The following is a 13,748-nucleotide window of genomic DNA, read 5'->3' on the forward strand; positions in this document are numbered from 1 at the left end:
TGAGAACGCTAATTTTTTTGTAGATATGACGTTCTCCTCGGAGGAATTTAGCGATACGTCAAGGCATCATCTATTCCTCTTCGACTTCATATGTAATGCAACATGTTCTCGTGACGGAACGCCCCCACCTTATTTTGGCTGGGCGCCGCTGATTTCAGCGGGGAACGATGGTGGTACCCATATTGCTGGAATGTTTCTTGACCTGTTTGGCCTGTTTTTTCTCTTTGGGTGTCATCGCTGGCTGCTTCCGGGTTTCTTTATTGCTTTTCTGTGCTTTGCTCATGATGGTTTTCCCTGTGCAACTGCATGGAATATATGGTCAATCTGGAATAACTGGTTGTCGGGCTTCAGTGCGTCTCGCCCTGGTACTCTTTACCATTGTTCATAGCATCATGCAGCTCTGACTTGAGCCCTACTATATCGGCCGACTTGGCTCTCAGTTGCTGCGTTGTGCGAATGACGCCTGCCAGATCATGTTGGGCCTTCAGCCTGACAATCCTTTCTTCCAATCGGTGCTGTGCGATCTCTTCATGGTGGAGGTGCTCGCGCATCTGAGCGATGGTCCTGTTATGCGTGAGCGGATAAGGGGTCGATGCCCTGTCTGTACTTGCCTGGGCTCCGGCAGCGACGCTGCCGATAAGTAGAATGCCAATAATGTTTGTCATCCAGTGATTCATGAACATGCTCCTGTGTAGCGATGTATGACAAACCACCCGCCATGCATAACGCAGTATAACTTATTCCTGGTCGCAGCGTACGGTAAAAAATTCGTCAATTTCATTGACACGTTTAATTTCTAATCGGTAATCCGAGCCACTAATGTTGAATTTGCTGATATTCACAAGGTGGATGACAAGGCAATCGGGATCAAAAAGATAAAAAAGGTCAAAATGCAGCATTCGTTAGCCATCAAGATCAGGTTTTGATCAACCCATATCCCTGCTGTTTGACAGTCTTGACTCATGGGTCCATTGTGAGAAGAGCGGTTTTCTTTGCGCCTAATTTGGTAATTTTAATTATCCTTACATTGAATTCACGGATCCAAGAGGTGCTACATGTCTGATATACTGCACGATGTTGCCGCGAACTTTATTGCGCCCATAGTTGTACTCGTAATTCTAGTTATTTTCATTAAGGCATCGGTAAAAATTCTACGCCAATATGAACGAGCCGTGATTTTCACTTTTGGTAGGTTTCAGTACGTAAAAGGACCTGGGTTAGTCTTTATAATTCCTTTTGTTCAGGAGATCGTGCGGGTAGACTTACGAATACATGTCGTCGAAATTCCAGCTCAGGATCTTATTTCTCGTGACAATGTCTCGATGAAGGTTGATGCCATCCTCTATTTCAATGTGATAGATCCTGAACATGCGATTATTAAGGTGGAATCATTTGTACCTGCGACCATGATGCTTGCCCAAACTACGCTGCGTGCAGTATTGGGGCAGCATACCCTTGACGAGATGTTGTCGGACCGAAAGAAACTCAGCGATGATCTTCAAGAAATTCTGGATACACAGACCAACACTTGGGGAATTAAAGTCAGCAATGTCGAAATTAGAACGATTGAGTTGACCGATGATATGATCCGTGCGATTGCCAAGCAGGCAGAAGCCGAACGTGATCGCAGAGCCAAGATTATTCACGCGGAAGCCGAGTTTCAAGCATCCCAGACTTTAGTGAACGCGGCGCAAATTTTGTCAAGCATTCCAGCGGCGATGCAGCTTCGCTATTTGCAGACGCTGACTGAGATTGGCGCAGAAAAAAATTCAACCGTCATTTTCCCGATGCCAATTGATCTCGTAAAGCCCTTTCTTGAACTAATGGAGAAGAATACAGCTACTCCACCCGTGATTGCCCCGAAAGCTGCACCGCCCATAGCAGAATCCGAAGCTACACCAGTTCAGGTTCCTTCTATGGAATAATCCGACTTGCTCGGTGTCAGATATCGCCTTTGAAATAGGCAAAACATAGACCTAGGGATCGAAAGTGGGTTGAGAAGGATAATTCAGCAAAGTGCCAGGTTGCTGTACGCTGGAAAATAGTGCTGCCCTTGACTCTGACTGTGGCGGAGTTGGCTTAAGTAGGGAGTATGGTGCTTTGGAAATGGCCGAACAAACCGAAGTGTAGCGAAATTGATGTCAACCTTGATATGGTGCAATGGTTTCCCTATCATGAAGCCATGACCAACTACTCCGTAGGGGATGACTGGCGCATACGCATCAATGGTCGGGAGCAGCATCCGCTTCCGCACGTCCATGTGCAGTTTCGTGACGGATCTCGTGTGTCGCTGGCCATTGAGACAGGCGCGCTTCTAGTCGGCCATGTCTCGCCCCGGAAGCGATTGGAACCGGTTCGGACCTGGATTGAGGCGCATCGGGATGCCCTATTGACGGAATATCGGAGGTTGAATCCATGAATCACGCACCCAAAATTGAAACGGCGACGATTACTGGCCTGTTCCAGATAGAAATCCATTGGTCCACTGGCGAAGTGTTCACCACGGATATCAAGGATCTTGTTGGCCCGCCACAGGCGGAGGATCCCTTTTGCGCGCTTCATGATCCAGCCTTCTTCGCTCAGGGGCATGCAGATGACTGGGGCGATGGCCTGAGTTGGCCCGGCGGACTAGACCTGGGCGCAGACCGTCTTTATGCCGTGGGTAGGAAGCAGGCAGGATTACCGACGCGTGAGGATTTCATCGAGTGGATGGAGCGGAACAATCTCAGCCTAAGCCGTGCGGCGGAAGCCATCGGTATGACTCGGCGCATGATAGCCTACTACAAAAATGGCTCCCGCCCGATACCAAAGACCGTTTGGCTGGCCTGTATCGGTTATGAGGTGCTTGAACGCCACGCAGCTTGAATAAGTTGAATAATGGGCGATTTTGCAGCGAGAGCGGTCCTTCACAGGCGGCATGGGAAGAGCTACTATAGGCCACCTTCGGTCATTCTAGGATGCGGGGCCTGAGTGCCTCTATGAAGAGGCTTGGGATCTGTGAGTAGTTCCGCGTATTGCCCGTCATGTGAATCAGTTTTGCGCATCAAATTGACGCCGCCCAGTTTTATCTAGGAGTGAGCTGCCCTGGGTTCGGTGGAGGGTATTTACTAGCCCATCAAGCGGTCCTATTGGGCTGTTCCAATAACTGCGCATAATAGTTTGCCTCAGCTTCTGCGGGAGGGATATACCCCAATGGACCGAAAAGGCGTTGGTGGTTATACCAATAAACCCATTCCAACGTGGCCATTTCTACCGCTGACCGGTTTTTCCAAGGCCCAAGATGGTGAATAACTTCCGCTGTTCTAAAGCATCCAGTACAAACTCCGTGCGCATGGAGGTGCTGGTCTGCCAGCCCACGATGCGCCGGGCGTAAACATCAATGATAAAAGTCACATAAATCCACCCTTCCCATGTTGATACATAGGTAAAATCAGCCACCCAGAGCTGATCCGGCCGCTCTGCCTGAAAATTGCGCTGCACCAAATCCTGAGGACGAGGCGCTTGATGATCCGGTTCGTAGTGCGCTGCGACTTGCCACGCCTTACGCCTTGCCACCCTTGTCGGCGCATTAAATGTTCAACAGCGATCTCAACGCGTCGAACCCATACCCCCCCCAGGGTCTTGGCTGAACATCCAATCTTGGGTGCAATAGAGGCCAGTGCCGCTGCCAATGAGGGGTATTCTCCCCGGTGATCATGAACCAACCGCACGGCCCGTTCACGCACTTCTATAGAAAATTTGTTCATCTTGTTGTGAGTCTTCGTTGTCATCGTATTGGCTCCATTCTGTCACGTTGTAGAGCCTCCATAGAACCCGGGGCGGTTCATCAATATTCCCAGTTCAAGGCGGTTACTTTCCTTCGCCTCCTGGCGCTCGGCCTCACACACTGTCGGCGCGGTTTTATGACGCTCCAAAATGCAGTTTCAGGCATAATAGAAAAGCTATTTCAGACGAGGGCAGCATTTTGACGGATCGTACTCAATCCGTGCAGCGTTGGTTACCCATTTTACTGATTGCTTTTGCATTGATTTGGATATTGCAGGATTTTTGGTCAGCCTTGGCCTGGTCGGCGGTGCTGTCTGTGGTGTTCTGGCCTTTTGTGGCGCGCATTCCGGGGCGATGGCGACCTTTGGGAGCATTGTTTTTTGCCCTGACTGCGGCCAGTTTGATTCTTTTGCCGCTGGCCTTTGTGATTTTAGAAATGCTGCGCGGCCTGCATTTGCTCGGGCCATGGGTTTCCCGGGAGGAATTATCGCACTGGGCTTTACCCACTTGGATGAGTCAGCATTTGCCACTCATTTTACTGGATCCGTTGCGACATTTGTGGCGCGTTGCCACGGGTTGGCTTGGCGCATTTTTACCAGGAATCAGTGCAAAAAGCGTCCTCTTGGCCCCGCATTTTACGGGATTGCAGGTTCTCGGGGGCTCGGATGCGTTGCTGGCGCATGGGCAAATGGTGCTGAATGTTCTTGGCGGTGCCGAAGATACTGCTTTAAATGCCAGTCTGGCGTTGCTGCTCCTGTTTTTCTTTCTGTTGCATGGTGAAACGTTGGCTCAGGGACTGGCAGAACGTGTTACCGGGCTGGCTGGTGCTGAGGTATGGAAGGTGGTTGCCCGTGGTCTCGATATTTTGCGAGGCACTTTCTGGAGTGTCGTGATTACCGGTTTGTTTGAAGCCCTGTTGTTTTGGGCCTTATATGCAGCCTGCGGAGTACCGCATGCCTTGATCTGGGGGACGGTATCCGGGGTGTTTTCGGTGATTCCCTTTGGTGCTTCAGCAGTATTTACCGGCGTGACCTTATGGGTCTGGTTGGCAGCATCTGAACCGCTGCTGGCATTGGTGATATTTATTGCCGGTAATATTATCACCACATTGGCAGATAATTTGTTGAAACCGTTACTCATCGGTGGTCGTTCAAGAATGCCTTTCATGCTGATTTTTATGGGACTCATTGGGGGGCTTTCGGTGCTGGGCATTTTTGTGGGTCCGATGCTGATGGGTATGTTGATGGCCTGGTGGCAGGGGTGGAAGAGTGGTGACGCGGAGCAATCGAGCTGATATGCAGGACATAAAATCGGTCACTATCGAGAACGAGAAGAATTTTCAGCTAGATTGGTCGGCGCGACTGATGTTTGTAGCTATTCTGTCCTCTATTTTTCTCGCGGCGATGGATCAGACGGTTGTTTCGACAGCCTTGCCGACTATTGCTCGTGATCTGAATGGGTTGGCTAAATTGCCCTGGATTGTCACGGCTTATCTGCTGACCTCAACGGTCTGTTTGCCGGTATATGGCAAACTCGGTGACTTGCTGGGCCGCAAATATTTGCTGCAATCCGCTGTATTATTATTTCTGGCTGGGTCAGCCCTTTCGGGATTGGCTCAAAATATTGATGAACTCATTCTGTTTCGTGCCTTACAGGGTATTGGTGGTGGCGGTTTACTGGTAACAGCCATTGCCTCTATTTCGGATTTTATTCCGGTAACCCAAAGAGGCCGCTATCAGGGGCTGGTCGGTGCTGCTTTTGGTTTGGCTACTTTAATTGGCCCTTTTCTGGGTGGGTTTATTGTGGAGACGTTGAGCTGGCGCTGGATTTTTTATATTAATGTGCCCATTGGCATATTTGCCTTGCTGGTTATTGGCACCGCCTTTCCCAAACCTCTCCGTACGGCTGAATGGATTATGGATGTCTGGGGGACCGTTTTGCTGATTACGGGACTCAGTGCTTTGGTCTTATTTGCCAGCGTGGCAGGTCCAATATTGGCCTGGAATTCTCCCGAATTATGGTTGATGCTGGCGCTGGGATTGGGTAGTTTCGCCGGATTTTTCATCTTTGAAAAACACCATCCTCAACCATTGCTACCACTGTCTTTTTTTAACTTCCGGACGTTTACTCTGAGTGTCATCCTGTCTTTTTTTGTGGGCTTGGCTATGTTGGGTTCCATCAGTTTTTTACCCATCTACCTCCAGGATGTTCGCCATTTTTCACCCACCATGTCGGGACTCGAATTGTTATATCTTTTGGTCGGAATGTTGTCCATGTCCATTATGGCTGGGCGGCGGATCAGCCATAAACAGCGCTATCGGGAATTTCCCATTATCGGTGCACTGCTGATCACGGTTTCTTTGGGTTGGCTTTCCAGGCTCGGTGAGCAGACCCCGATGTGGCATATCGACGGTGCCTTGGTGTTGTTGGGCCTTGGTCTTGGCATGACCATGCAGGTATTAGTGTTGTCAGCACAATTGGCGATTCCGCATAAAAATCTCGGCGTGGCTACTTCGACGGTTACCTTGTTTCGCTCCATGGGCGGAACCTTGGGAGTGGCTGCTTTTGGTGCCGTTTTTTCTGGATTAATGGCCGGTGTTGCGTCATCTGCCGAACACGCTGCCATGATTGTTCAGACCTTGCGTACGGATTTTTTGATAGCTGCCAGTTTTAGTCTGGCTGCATTTGTCGGTGCCTGGTTTCTGGAAGATATGCAAATTCTTTTAAAAAAACGTCAGGATCTGGAGGCCCTCTCGAATGGAGAGAGCTAACGCTGCAGGTAACAAATGTTAACCGACGTAGGCTGTGCTGGCTTTGGGTGCATGTTCCCAAAGTGAGCGCAGCCTTTTGGTGAATCGTCCCTGCGGATAGTTGGCATGGAGTATGGCCGCTGTGGTACGCGCTTGCTGGTTCAAATTCAAATGCAGGTAGGATTTACTTAAATAATACAGCGCTTCTTCACGGGCCGGACTGAGTTGATAATCAGTGATGACCCTGCTGCAGCGATTGGCGGAAGCCACATAAGCATCGCGAATATAATAAAACTTGCAGATATTAAGATTACGCTGGCCGAGAATGTCGATAATTTTGGCAATGTGTAGTCGGGCACTGACTGCGTATGGTGTCTTGGGAAAGGTTTTGGCCAGATAGGTGAACGTGTTTAATGCTTGATAGTCGGGAGTAGGGGTATATTCCGGACCCTCAATGCCTTCATATTCGGCAAGAGCCTTCAGATAATAAGCATAAACAACATGTGGATTTGCGGGATGTGCCTTGATAAAAGCCGAGGCTGCCGCCGCTGCCGCTTTGGAATCACCAGACCGGTAATAAGCGTAGGCAGTATCCAGTTGGGACTGCTCTGAATAGGGGCCGTAGGGATATTCTGTCTGTAAATTTTCAAATTGCCGGATGGCTTGATCGTAATCGCCCCGATGCAGAGCTTCCTGGGCCGGTCTGAACATTTGCGCAACTGGTGCTACGTGGATGTGCTCGCCCTTTTTATCGGGTGTACTGGCGCAACCGGACAAAGACAAGGTCATCAGCGCAGAAATAAAAAGAAATGAAGGTAAGGCGGTTTTGTAAGTACGAATGGTAAGCGGCGGCATCTCTGGTTCACTATTATTCAGGATCAACCAGTATGACGCCGACAATCTGCCAGAAGTTCCCCGGCTGCCTTAAATGGATGCAGGCTCTTGGGCAGAAGCGGTTACCGGAACCATGGATTCAGCGGCATCAATGACGCCACGTTCGGTTTCGAGCACGTCTCCCTTGGCGCGTTCCCGTTCTACCAGATTAATCAGACGCGCCACCTGAGCAGGTTTGACGGCCAGATATTCGGCAATGGCCTTCATGTCTTCTTTCAACTGTGCCTGAATGGAATTGATACCCTCCCGGCGGTTGATGATGTCTTCAATGGCCTCACGGGCCTTGTGATCAAGTTCCAATGTTTTCCTCTGCATATGGTGGATGGTAGTCGCGCAGCAGTTTAGCACGATCTCAAATTTGTGGACGCTGATCCTGGGGCGTGACGGGATCTTGCGCGCTGGCCGGTAAATACTGCACTTGCTGGACTGCGACAGTTTCCATGGCTGAGCTTGGGCCGGGCTGATAGTGTTTATCCTGGTGGCCGAGCCAGACGCCGATGAATGCCCCAAAGACAATGATTCCCATAGTTTTGGTCCAGAGCTGCAGAGTAGAATGATGCGTAATCATGATAAGCCTCCTTACGGTTACTGTATATAAATACAGTAACCCGATAAAAAGGAAAATGCAAGTCTTTCTGATGACGCCATGAACAACAACGGCGCTGGCCAAAGGCGCGGCAAAGCCTCCCGGCCAACGACTGCTTTCAAGGTTGTGGACTAAAAACTTTTGAAGCAGTCGGTGCTGTGGTCATTGACCATGCCGACAGCTTGCATATAGGCATACATGATGGTCGGGCCTACGAAGCGCATGCCGCGTTTTTTGAGATCTTTGGATAGGGCATCCGATATTTCGTTACGGGCGGGTACTTCAAGAATACTGCCGGGACGGTTGACCAGGGGCTGACCATCGACAAATCGCCAGACATACGCATCAAAAGAGCCGAATTCTTTTTGAATAGTCAGGAAAATGCGAGCGTTATCCCGTGCTGCATAGACTTTCAGGCGGTTGCGGATAATTTCCGGGTTGTTTAAAAGCGTTTCCAGCTCTGTGTCGGGCATCCTGGCCACCGCTTCAGGGTCAAAGTGGTGAAAAGCCTGACGATAGGCTGCTCGCTTTTTGAGGATAGTGTACCAATTCAGCCCGGCTTGGCTGCCTTCCAGAATGAGCATTTCAAAAAGTTGCCGGTCATCATGGACGGGAACACCCCATTCCAGATCGTGATATTGCACATAATCTGCTTTGTCGAGAGGTACCCACGCACAGCGTTGCATACAAAAATCCGTCCGGTGAGAAACAAACAGCATCGTCTCCCGCCGAACGGTTCGCGTCAAATGCCCTTAATGAGCGGCGATTTGTGCGCTTACTTCCGCTTTCTGACCATTGATGTTCAGTACTTGCAACTGGTAAGGACCGGAACTGGTGTTGATAAAGCCAGTACTGCTGACCGGTAGGTGCAACATGGCTTCTGCACCCAGACCTGCCTTAAGGCCCAGAATTTTATCTGGAGCAATTTGCTGGTAGGCAAAATCATTGTGAATGTCTTTGGGATTAAGACGGGAAAGCTGCTTGCCATCCCAGGACTCCACGACTTTGCCATTATAATCCAGCAGGCGGATGGCAATAATATGCGCCGGTACGGAAGCCGTTCCTGCATCAATATACATATGCACATCCACGCGACCATCGGGCAGAACTTGCACATCGGTCATTTTGACATGGTGGGCTTTTACGCCGGTAGGATCGCCGTGGAAGGGGGTGATCACTGAGCCACGATAGTAAGAATAGGTGGCGACAATGAAAATGACCGCAATCCAGAACAGGGTTAGGGCCAGCTTTTTGAAAGCACCGTCGGACAGGGGTAGGGGTAAACTGCCTCCCAGCCAGCGAAACCAGCCTTTCTGGGCTAAAGCCGGATTACGTTTCATCATCCAGTTGTCAATGGAGTATGCGCCACCACCAACGAGGAGCAGGGTGATTCCCATGCCGAAGTTGGATGCGGCCATAGTCCATTCATCAATACAGGTGGCCCCTTGCCAGCCAAACAACAGCATCAGCGTAAAAGAAAGACCCAGGGTTAAAAAAGCCGCGAGTCGGGTCATGAAGCCGGACAACAGCATCAATCCGGAAATGAGTTCAACCGCGCTGAAAATGATGACTCCCGCATAAAGCAGGACAAAATGGTGCAGTAAAAAAGCCACCAGATGATTCAAGCCAAGAATCGCTCCCGGCATGGCGGTTTGAAACTTGTAAGCCATCCAGTGTCCGGCCGGATTGATTTTCTGGGGGCCATAAATGAAGCGGCGGGAGCCACCACCCCAGTAAATCCAGCCCTGGACAAAACGCACGGCGAGCATGCCAATGGCCAGTATGCGCCACGAATGTTGCGAGGCTTGATCGGTTGCTGCAGATTTCATGGTTGTTGCCATTCTTGACTCCTGTTAAGCCTTGTTGGCGTTGAATTGCGGGTTGACGTCCTTGACCGGTACGGCGTTGATCCAGTCCCACGAATTACCTAGGTACATAGTGCCCCCGACAATGGTGGGATTCACGATGCCAAAGCGACCTCCGACATGATATTCGTGAACCATCTGACCCGTTTTAGGCTGAATGGCATAAATGTCCGGTCCAGTAGAAATATAGAGCATATTTTCATAGTACGTCGGTGCGCCACGTCCTGCTCCGGCAGGACCAGGATTGGGTACGTGCCAGGTCCATGCCACTTTACCGGTATGCAGATTCATTGCCTCATAGGTCGAGGTGACGGGGGAGCCGACATAAACCATCCCATCATGAATCATGGGAACCCCACCCTTAAAGGCCGGAATCTTGGGGCCACGTCCCATATTGTTTGTCCACAGAACTTGTCCGGTATTGGCGTTAAAAGCCCGAACCAAGGTTTCCATGGAGGGTTTGCCATCCACCATTTTGGGGTTGGCCACGGTGTCCATGACGACAATACCGTTGTCCACAACAGGAGAGACATCGCCCATGCCGGTATTGACGGCACCGGGAATTTCACCTTTCCACAACACCTTGCCGTTGTTGACATTCAGTGCATAAAGACCGGGGATGACGGACATGGAGACGTAAACGTGGTTTTTCCAGACTACGGGGCTGGACATGTTGGCTATGCCTCCTACATGGGTTTTCCAGATAGCCTTTCCGTCCGTAGAGCGAATCCGGTAAATATTGCCGTCGCCGGTGCTGATGAAAAGGGAGTGGTCCGCATAGGCCGGGGTGGGCATGGCATCTCCCTGGGTCTTGAAGCTCCAGAGCAGCTTGCCATCTTTGCGATCCAGGCAGAAAATGCCGTTGTAACTAATATCCTTGCCGCGCCCGGCCTGCTTGGGATGTTTGGAATACTCCATGACATTGGCAAAATTGAAAGACACGCTACCCGCAGATAGATAGACCTTTTTGCCGACGACCAAAGGATTACCCATGAGGGTATTGGCTACCGGGCTGCTACGCCAAATCAGCTTGCCAGTTTGGGCATTGACAGCGTAAGCGAACATATCATCGCTTTCCGCATACACGACCCCTTTGACAACCGAAACGCCCAGGGCATTTCCATAAAACTGGGTTTGTACCGGGAGCGCTTCCTTGATGCCATCCACTTTTTCGCCGTAGGGATGGTTATCATTGAGCGGCCAGGCCCGGGCTTCAGGGAAATTCCAGCGGACGCCATCACGAATCCAACGGGGCGCGTTGTGAGCAACAGGGAATCCGGCATTGTGCTGAGGATTTCCATAGGCGTGGGTCCACTCCGAAGGACCGACCTGATCATTTGCCTGTGGCGCATTTTGCGGTAAATATAGCGTCGCAAAGGGACTTTGGGGGTCCAGGGTATTGTTGATGGGATCTTGAGGTACCTGATTGGTCTGCGCCCAGGCGGTCCCGGAAATCAAGATGCTGACTGCTGACAATATGACTATCTTGCGGAATTTCATCACTTCTCCTCGTGCATTGAAAATGTGAAACAACATCGTTGAAATTCTCTCATGAGGCGTGCTGAATAATTAGAAAATTCTAATTTGTTAATGAATAATTCAGTATCATCATTGAGTTACTGAACCCTAAACCTCTCGATATGAGATATCAATAATATAAATGTAAAAAATTGAAACATGGTTACATATGATTACACTTAATATCTTAAAAATAATTTCAAGCATGATATTTATTGTGAATTAAAAGAAAGGGTATTATTTTTTAATAAAATATGCAGATAAAAAAGGCATCACCTTCTGCTGATCAGAAGGTGATGCCATGACCATTGAACAAAAGGATCAGTGGGTTTATCAGCCTGCCAGGGCGAGCATTAACTGGTTGAGACGGGACACAAAACCAGCAGGATCCTCCAGTTGTCCGCCCTCGCTCAGAATCGCCTGATCCAGTAACAGGGATGACCACTCAGCAAAGCGTGATGCATCTTTTTCACTTTCTATGCGGGTCAACATAGGATGAGTAGGATTGATTTCCAGGGTGGGCTTGGTACTGGGTACTTCGTGCCCAGCCTGCTTCAATAATTGCTGCATATACAGGGCCATGTCCCGTTCGCCCAGGACCATGCAAGCCGGTGAGCTGGTCAGCCGGTGGGAAACCCGTACCACTTCAACCCGATCACCCAGCGCATTTTTGATACGCTCCACCAGACCTTCTGCAGTTTTTTCGATTTCTTCCTGAGATTTCCGTTCTTCTTCGGTTTCAATGCTACCCAGATCGAGCGTGCCTTTGGCCACAGAGCTCAGTGCCTTGCCCTCAAATTCATGCAGGTGGTTGGTCAACCATTCATCCACACGGTCGCTGAGCAGTAATACTTCAATACCCTTTTTACGGAGCAGTTCCAGTTGCGGGCTATTTTTGGCAGCAATAAAAGTATCTGCAGTAATGTAATATATTTTGTCCTGACCTTCGCGCATACGGCCAATATAATCAGCCAGAGAAACATTCTGAGATTCGGTATCTGTGTGGGTACTGGCAAAACGTAATAATTTCGCGATTTGTTCGCGATTGGCAAAATCTTCACCAGGACCTTCTTTCAGTGCCCGTCCAAATTCATTCCAGAAGTTTTGATATTTTTCGGGTTCTTTTTCAGCCATTTCTTCCAAAAGGCCGAGTACCCGTTTGATGGAACCCGAGCGCATCTGGTCAATGACGCGGTTGCCCTGGAGAATTTCGCGGGAAACATTAAGGGGGAGGTCGCTGGAATCAATGACGCCGCGTACAAAGCGCAAATAACGGGGCAGAATATGATGTTCGGTATCGTCCATGATGAAGACGCGCTGCACGTAAAGCTTGATGCCGTGCGTTTGATTGGGTTCCCAAAGATCGAAAGGTGCCTTGCCAGGAATGTAGAGCAGAGAAGTATATTCGAGGCGGCCTTCCACCCGATTATGCCCCCAGGCCAGTGGATCAGCATAGTCATGGCTGACGTACTGATAAAATTCCTTGTATTCCGCATCACTGATTTCAGACTTGGAACGTTGCCAAAGAGCAGAGGCTTTATTGACGGTTTCCCAGCTATCGCCGGGCTTACCATCTTCGCCCGCTTTACGCATCAGAATGGGTAGGGGAATATGGTCCGAGTATTTGTTGATAATGCCGCGTAAGCGCCAGAGATTCAGCAGGTCCTGGCGTTCATCTTCGCGTATGTGCAGCACTATCTCCGTGCCACGCTCTGGTAATTCGACGGTTTCGAGCGTGTAGGCGCCTGTCCCATCGGACTCCCAGCGCACACCATGTTCTACTTCCATGCCGGCTCGACGGGTACTCAGCGTTACGCGGTCGGCGACAATAAAGGCAGAATAAAAACCGACGCCAAATTGACCAATCAGTTTGGCATCCTTGCTTTGATCGCCACTCAGTCTCTCAAAAAATTCTTTGGTTCCCGACTTGGCAATGGTTCCAATGTTGGCAATGACTTCGTCGCGGTTCATCCCGATACCATTGTCGCGGACCGTCAAGGTGCCTTGTTCGGCATCAAAATCTACCTCCACTTTTAGTTCGCTGTCTCCCGCAACCAGGCTGGGATCTGCCAAGGCTTCAAAGCGCAGTTTGTCACAGGCATCAGAGGCATTGGAAATCAGTTCACGCAGAAAAATCTCTTTGTTTGAATACAGAGAATGAATCATCAAATGCATCAGCTGATTGATTTCAGTCTGAAATTGTAGAGTTTCCTTGTTGGTGGTCATAATTTCTCCTTCGTATAGACAAGTTGTCTGAGCAGCTATCATTTCAATAGACAGACTGGAAGTGGGGCCTGCTTCACCGAGAATCAAGAGCACTTATAGACTGTTCTGCTGGGACAATGGACTTTGCGCATTGAGCTTGCCGCC

The 13,748-nt window shown here is 49.9% G+C and carries 14 protein-coding genes and 1 pseudogene; 5 read left to right on the plus strand and 10 right to left on the minus strand.

The genetic code is table 11. From position 1 onward, the window contains the following. Nucleotides 1-154: 154 nt before the first annotated feature. Complete coding sequence (locus tag HAP95_RS17230; protein ID WP_264318801.1) at nt 155-283, minus strand: hypothetical protein; 129 nt, start codon at nt 281-283, stop codon at nt 155-157. Nucleotides 284-347: 64 nt separating this feature from the next. Continuing rightward, nucleotides 348-677: a hypothetical protein gene (locus HAP95_RS01730; protein WP_215882699.1), complete on the minus strand. Its 330-nt coding sequence runs from the start codon at nt 675-677 to the stop codon at nt 348-350. A 378-nt stretch (nt 678-1,055) separates the two neighbouring features. Here HAP95_RS01730 and HAP95_RS01735 point away from each other — a divergent pair, with 378 nt between their 5' ends. From HAP95_RS01735 to HAP95_RS01745, 3 genes are all read left to right on the plus strand, one after another. Next, nucleotides 1,056-1,925: a slipin family protein gene (locus HAP95_RS01735; protein ID WP_215882700.1), complete on the plus strand. Its 870-nt coding sequence runs from the start codon at nt 1,056-1,058 to the stop codon at nt 1,923-1,925. 167 nt (nt 1,926-2,092) lie between these two features. Continuing rightward, on the plus strand, nt 2,093-2,419 hold the full coding sequence (locus HAP95_RS01740) for a DUF4160 domain-containing protein (protein WP_226832424.1): 327 nt from the start codon (nt 2,093-2,095) through the stop codon (nt 2,417-2,419). Beyond that, the gene (locus HAP95_RS01745) at nt 2,416-2,865 is read left to right on the plus strand and encodes a DUF2442 domain-containing protein (RefSeq protein ID WP_215882701.1); all 450 of its coding nucleotides are present in this window, start codon (nt 2,416-2,418) and stop codon (nt 2,863-2,865) included. Before HAP95_RS01740 ends, HAP95_RS01745 begins: the two co-directional genes overlap by 4 nt. A 250-nt stretch (nt 2,866-3,115) precedes the next feature. On the opposite strand, the pseudogene HAP95_RS01750 reads toward HAP95_RS01745, so the two are convergent. Beyond that, nucleotides 3,116-3,581, minus strand: a pseudogene (locus HAP95_RS01750) (DDE-type integrase/transposase/recombinase); the annotation flags it as partial. A 383-nt stretch (nt 3,582-3,964) separates the two neighbouring features. Between HAP95_RS01750 and HAP95_RS01755 the strand changes: the two are divergent. Then, complete coding sequence (locus tag HAP95_RS01755) at nt 3,965-5,059, plus strand: AI-2E family transporter (RefSeq protein WP_215882702.1); 1,095 nt, start codon at nt 3,965-3,967, stop codon at nt 5,057-5,059. A gap of 1 nt (nt 5,060) precedes the next feature. After that, nucleotides 5,061-6,536 (plus strand): MDR family MFS transporter, encoded by a 1,476-nt coding sequence (locus HAP95_RS01760; RefSeq protein WP_215882703.1) that lies wholly within the window; start codon nt 5,061-5,063, stop codon nt 6,534-6,536. Nucleotides 6,537-6,554: 18 nt separating this feature from the next. Here the strand turns inward: HAP95_RS01760 and HAP95_RS01765 are convergent, their stop codons facing one another. The 7 genes from HAP95_RS01765 to htpG form a co-directional block, all read right to left on the minus strand. Continuing rightward, a complete protein-coding gene (locus HAP95_RS01765; RefSeq protein WP_215882704.1) occupies nt 6,555-7,370 on the minus strand; it encodes an outer membrane protein assembly factor BamD in 816 nt (271 codons plus the stop codon). Between the two features lie 69 nt (nt 7,371-7,439). Next, nucleotides 7,440-7,709, minus strand: coding sequence for a hypothetical protein (locus HAP95_RS01770; protein ID WP_215882705.1), 270 nt, complete (start codon nt 7,707-7,709; stop codon nt 7,440-7,442). Nucleotides 7,710-7,761: 52 nt separating this feature from the next. Next, the gene (locus tag HAP95_RS01775; RefSeq protein ID WP_215882706.1) at nt 7,762-7,977 is read right to left on the minus strand and encodes a hypothetical protein; all 216 of its coding nucleotides are present in this window, start codon (nt 7,975-7,977) and stop codon (nt 7,762-7,764) included. Between the two features lie 149 nt (nt 7,978-8,126). After that, complete coding sequence (locus HAP95_RS01780) at nt 8,127-8,681, minus strand: DNA-3-methyladenine glycosylase I (protein ID WP_215882707.1); 555 nt, start codon at nt 8,679-8,681, stop codon at nt 8,127-8,129. A 66-nt stretch (nt 8,682-8,747) separates the two neighbouring features. Next, a complete protein-coding gene (locus HAP95_RS01785; RefSeq protein ID WP_215882708.1) occupies nt 8,748-9,836 on the minus strand; it encodes a TQO small subunit DoxD in 1,089 nt (362 codons plus the stop codon). Between the two features lie 12 nt (nt 9,837-9,848). Then, nucleotides 9,849-11,360, minus strand: coding sequence for an outer membrane protein assembly factor BamB family protein (locus tag HAP95_RS01790; protein WP_215882709.1), 1,512 nt, complete (start codon nt 11,358-11,360; stop codon nt 9,849-9,851). A gap of 351 nt (nt 11,361-11,711) precedes the next feature. Next, entirely contained in the window at nt 11,712-13,604 is a 1,893-nt protein-coding gene (gene htpG, locus HAP95_RS01795; RefSeq protein WP_215882710.1) for a molecular chaperone HtpG, read from the minus strand. Nucleotides 13,605-13,748: the final 144 nt, after the last annotated feature.

Source organism: Acidithiobacillus sulfurivorans (assembly GCF_018853815.1).
GTDB classification, from domain to species: Bacteria; Pseudomonadota; Gammaproteobacteria; order Acidithiobacillales; family Acidithiobacillaceae; genus Acidithiobacillus; species Acidithiobacillus sulfurivorans.

Coding starts and splice junctions, on each gene's coding strand:
- HAP95_RS01775 (WP_215882706.1), bottom strand. CDS start 7,977: ATGATTACGCATCATTCTACTCTGCAGCTCTGGACCAAAACTATGGGA.
- HAP95_RS01745 (WP_215882701.1), top strand. CDS start 2,416: ATGAATCACGCACCCAAAATTGAAACGGCGACGATTACTGGCCTGTTC.
- HAP95_RS01735 (WP_215882700.1), top strand. CDS start 1,056: ATGTCTGATATACTGCACGATGTTGCCGCGAACTTTATTGCGCCCATA.
- HAP95_RS01730 (WP_215882699.1), bottom strand. CDS start 677: ATGAATCACTGGATGACAAACATTATTGGCATTCTACTTATCGGCAGC.
- HAP95_RS01740 (WP_226832424.1), top strand. CDS start 2,093: ATGGTGCTTTGGAAATGGCCGAACAAACCGAAGTGTAGCGAAATTGAT.
- HAP95_RS01760 (WP_215882703.1), top strand. CDS start 5,061: ATGCAGGACATAAAATCGGTCACTATCGAGAACGAGAAGAATTTTCAG.
- htpG (WP_215882710.1), bottom strand. CDS start 13,604: ATGACCACCAACAAGGAAACTCTACAATTTCAGACTGAAATCAATCAG.
- HAP95_RS01785 (WP_215882708.1), bottom strand. CDS start 9,836: ATGGCAACAACCATGAAATCTGCAGCAACCGATCAAGCCTCGCAACAT.
- HAP95_RS01790 (WP_215882709.1), bottom strand. CDS start 11,360: ATGAAATTCCGCAAGATAGTCATATTGTCAGCAGTCAGCATCTTGATT.
- HAP95_RS01780 (WP_215882707.1), bottom strand. CDS start 8,681: ATGCAACGCTGTGCGTGGGTACCTCTCGACAAAGCAGATTATGTGCAA.
- HAP95_RS01765 (WP_215882704.1), bottom strand. CDS start 7,370: ATGCCGCCGCTTACCATTCGTACTTACAAAACCGCCTTACCTTCATTT.
- HAP95_RS17230 (WP_264318801.1), bottom strand. CDS start 283: ATGAGCAAAGCACAGAAAAGCAATAAAGAAACCCGGAAGCAGCCAGCG.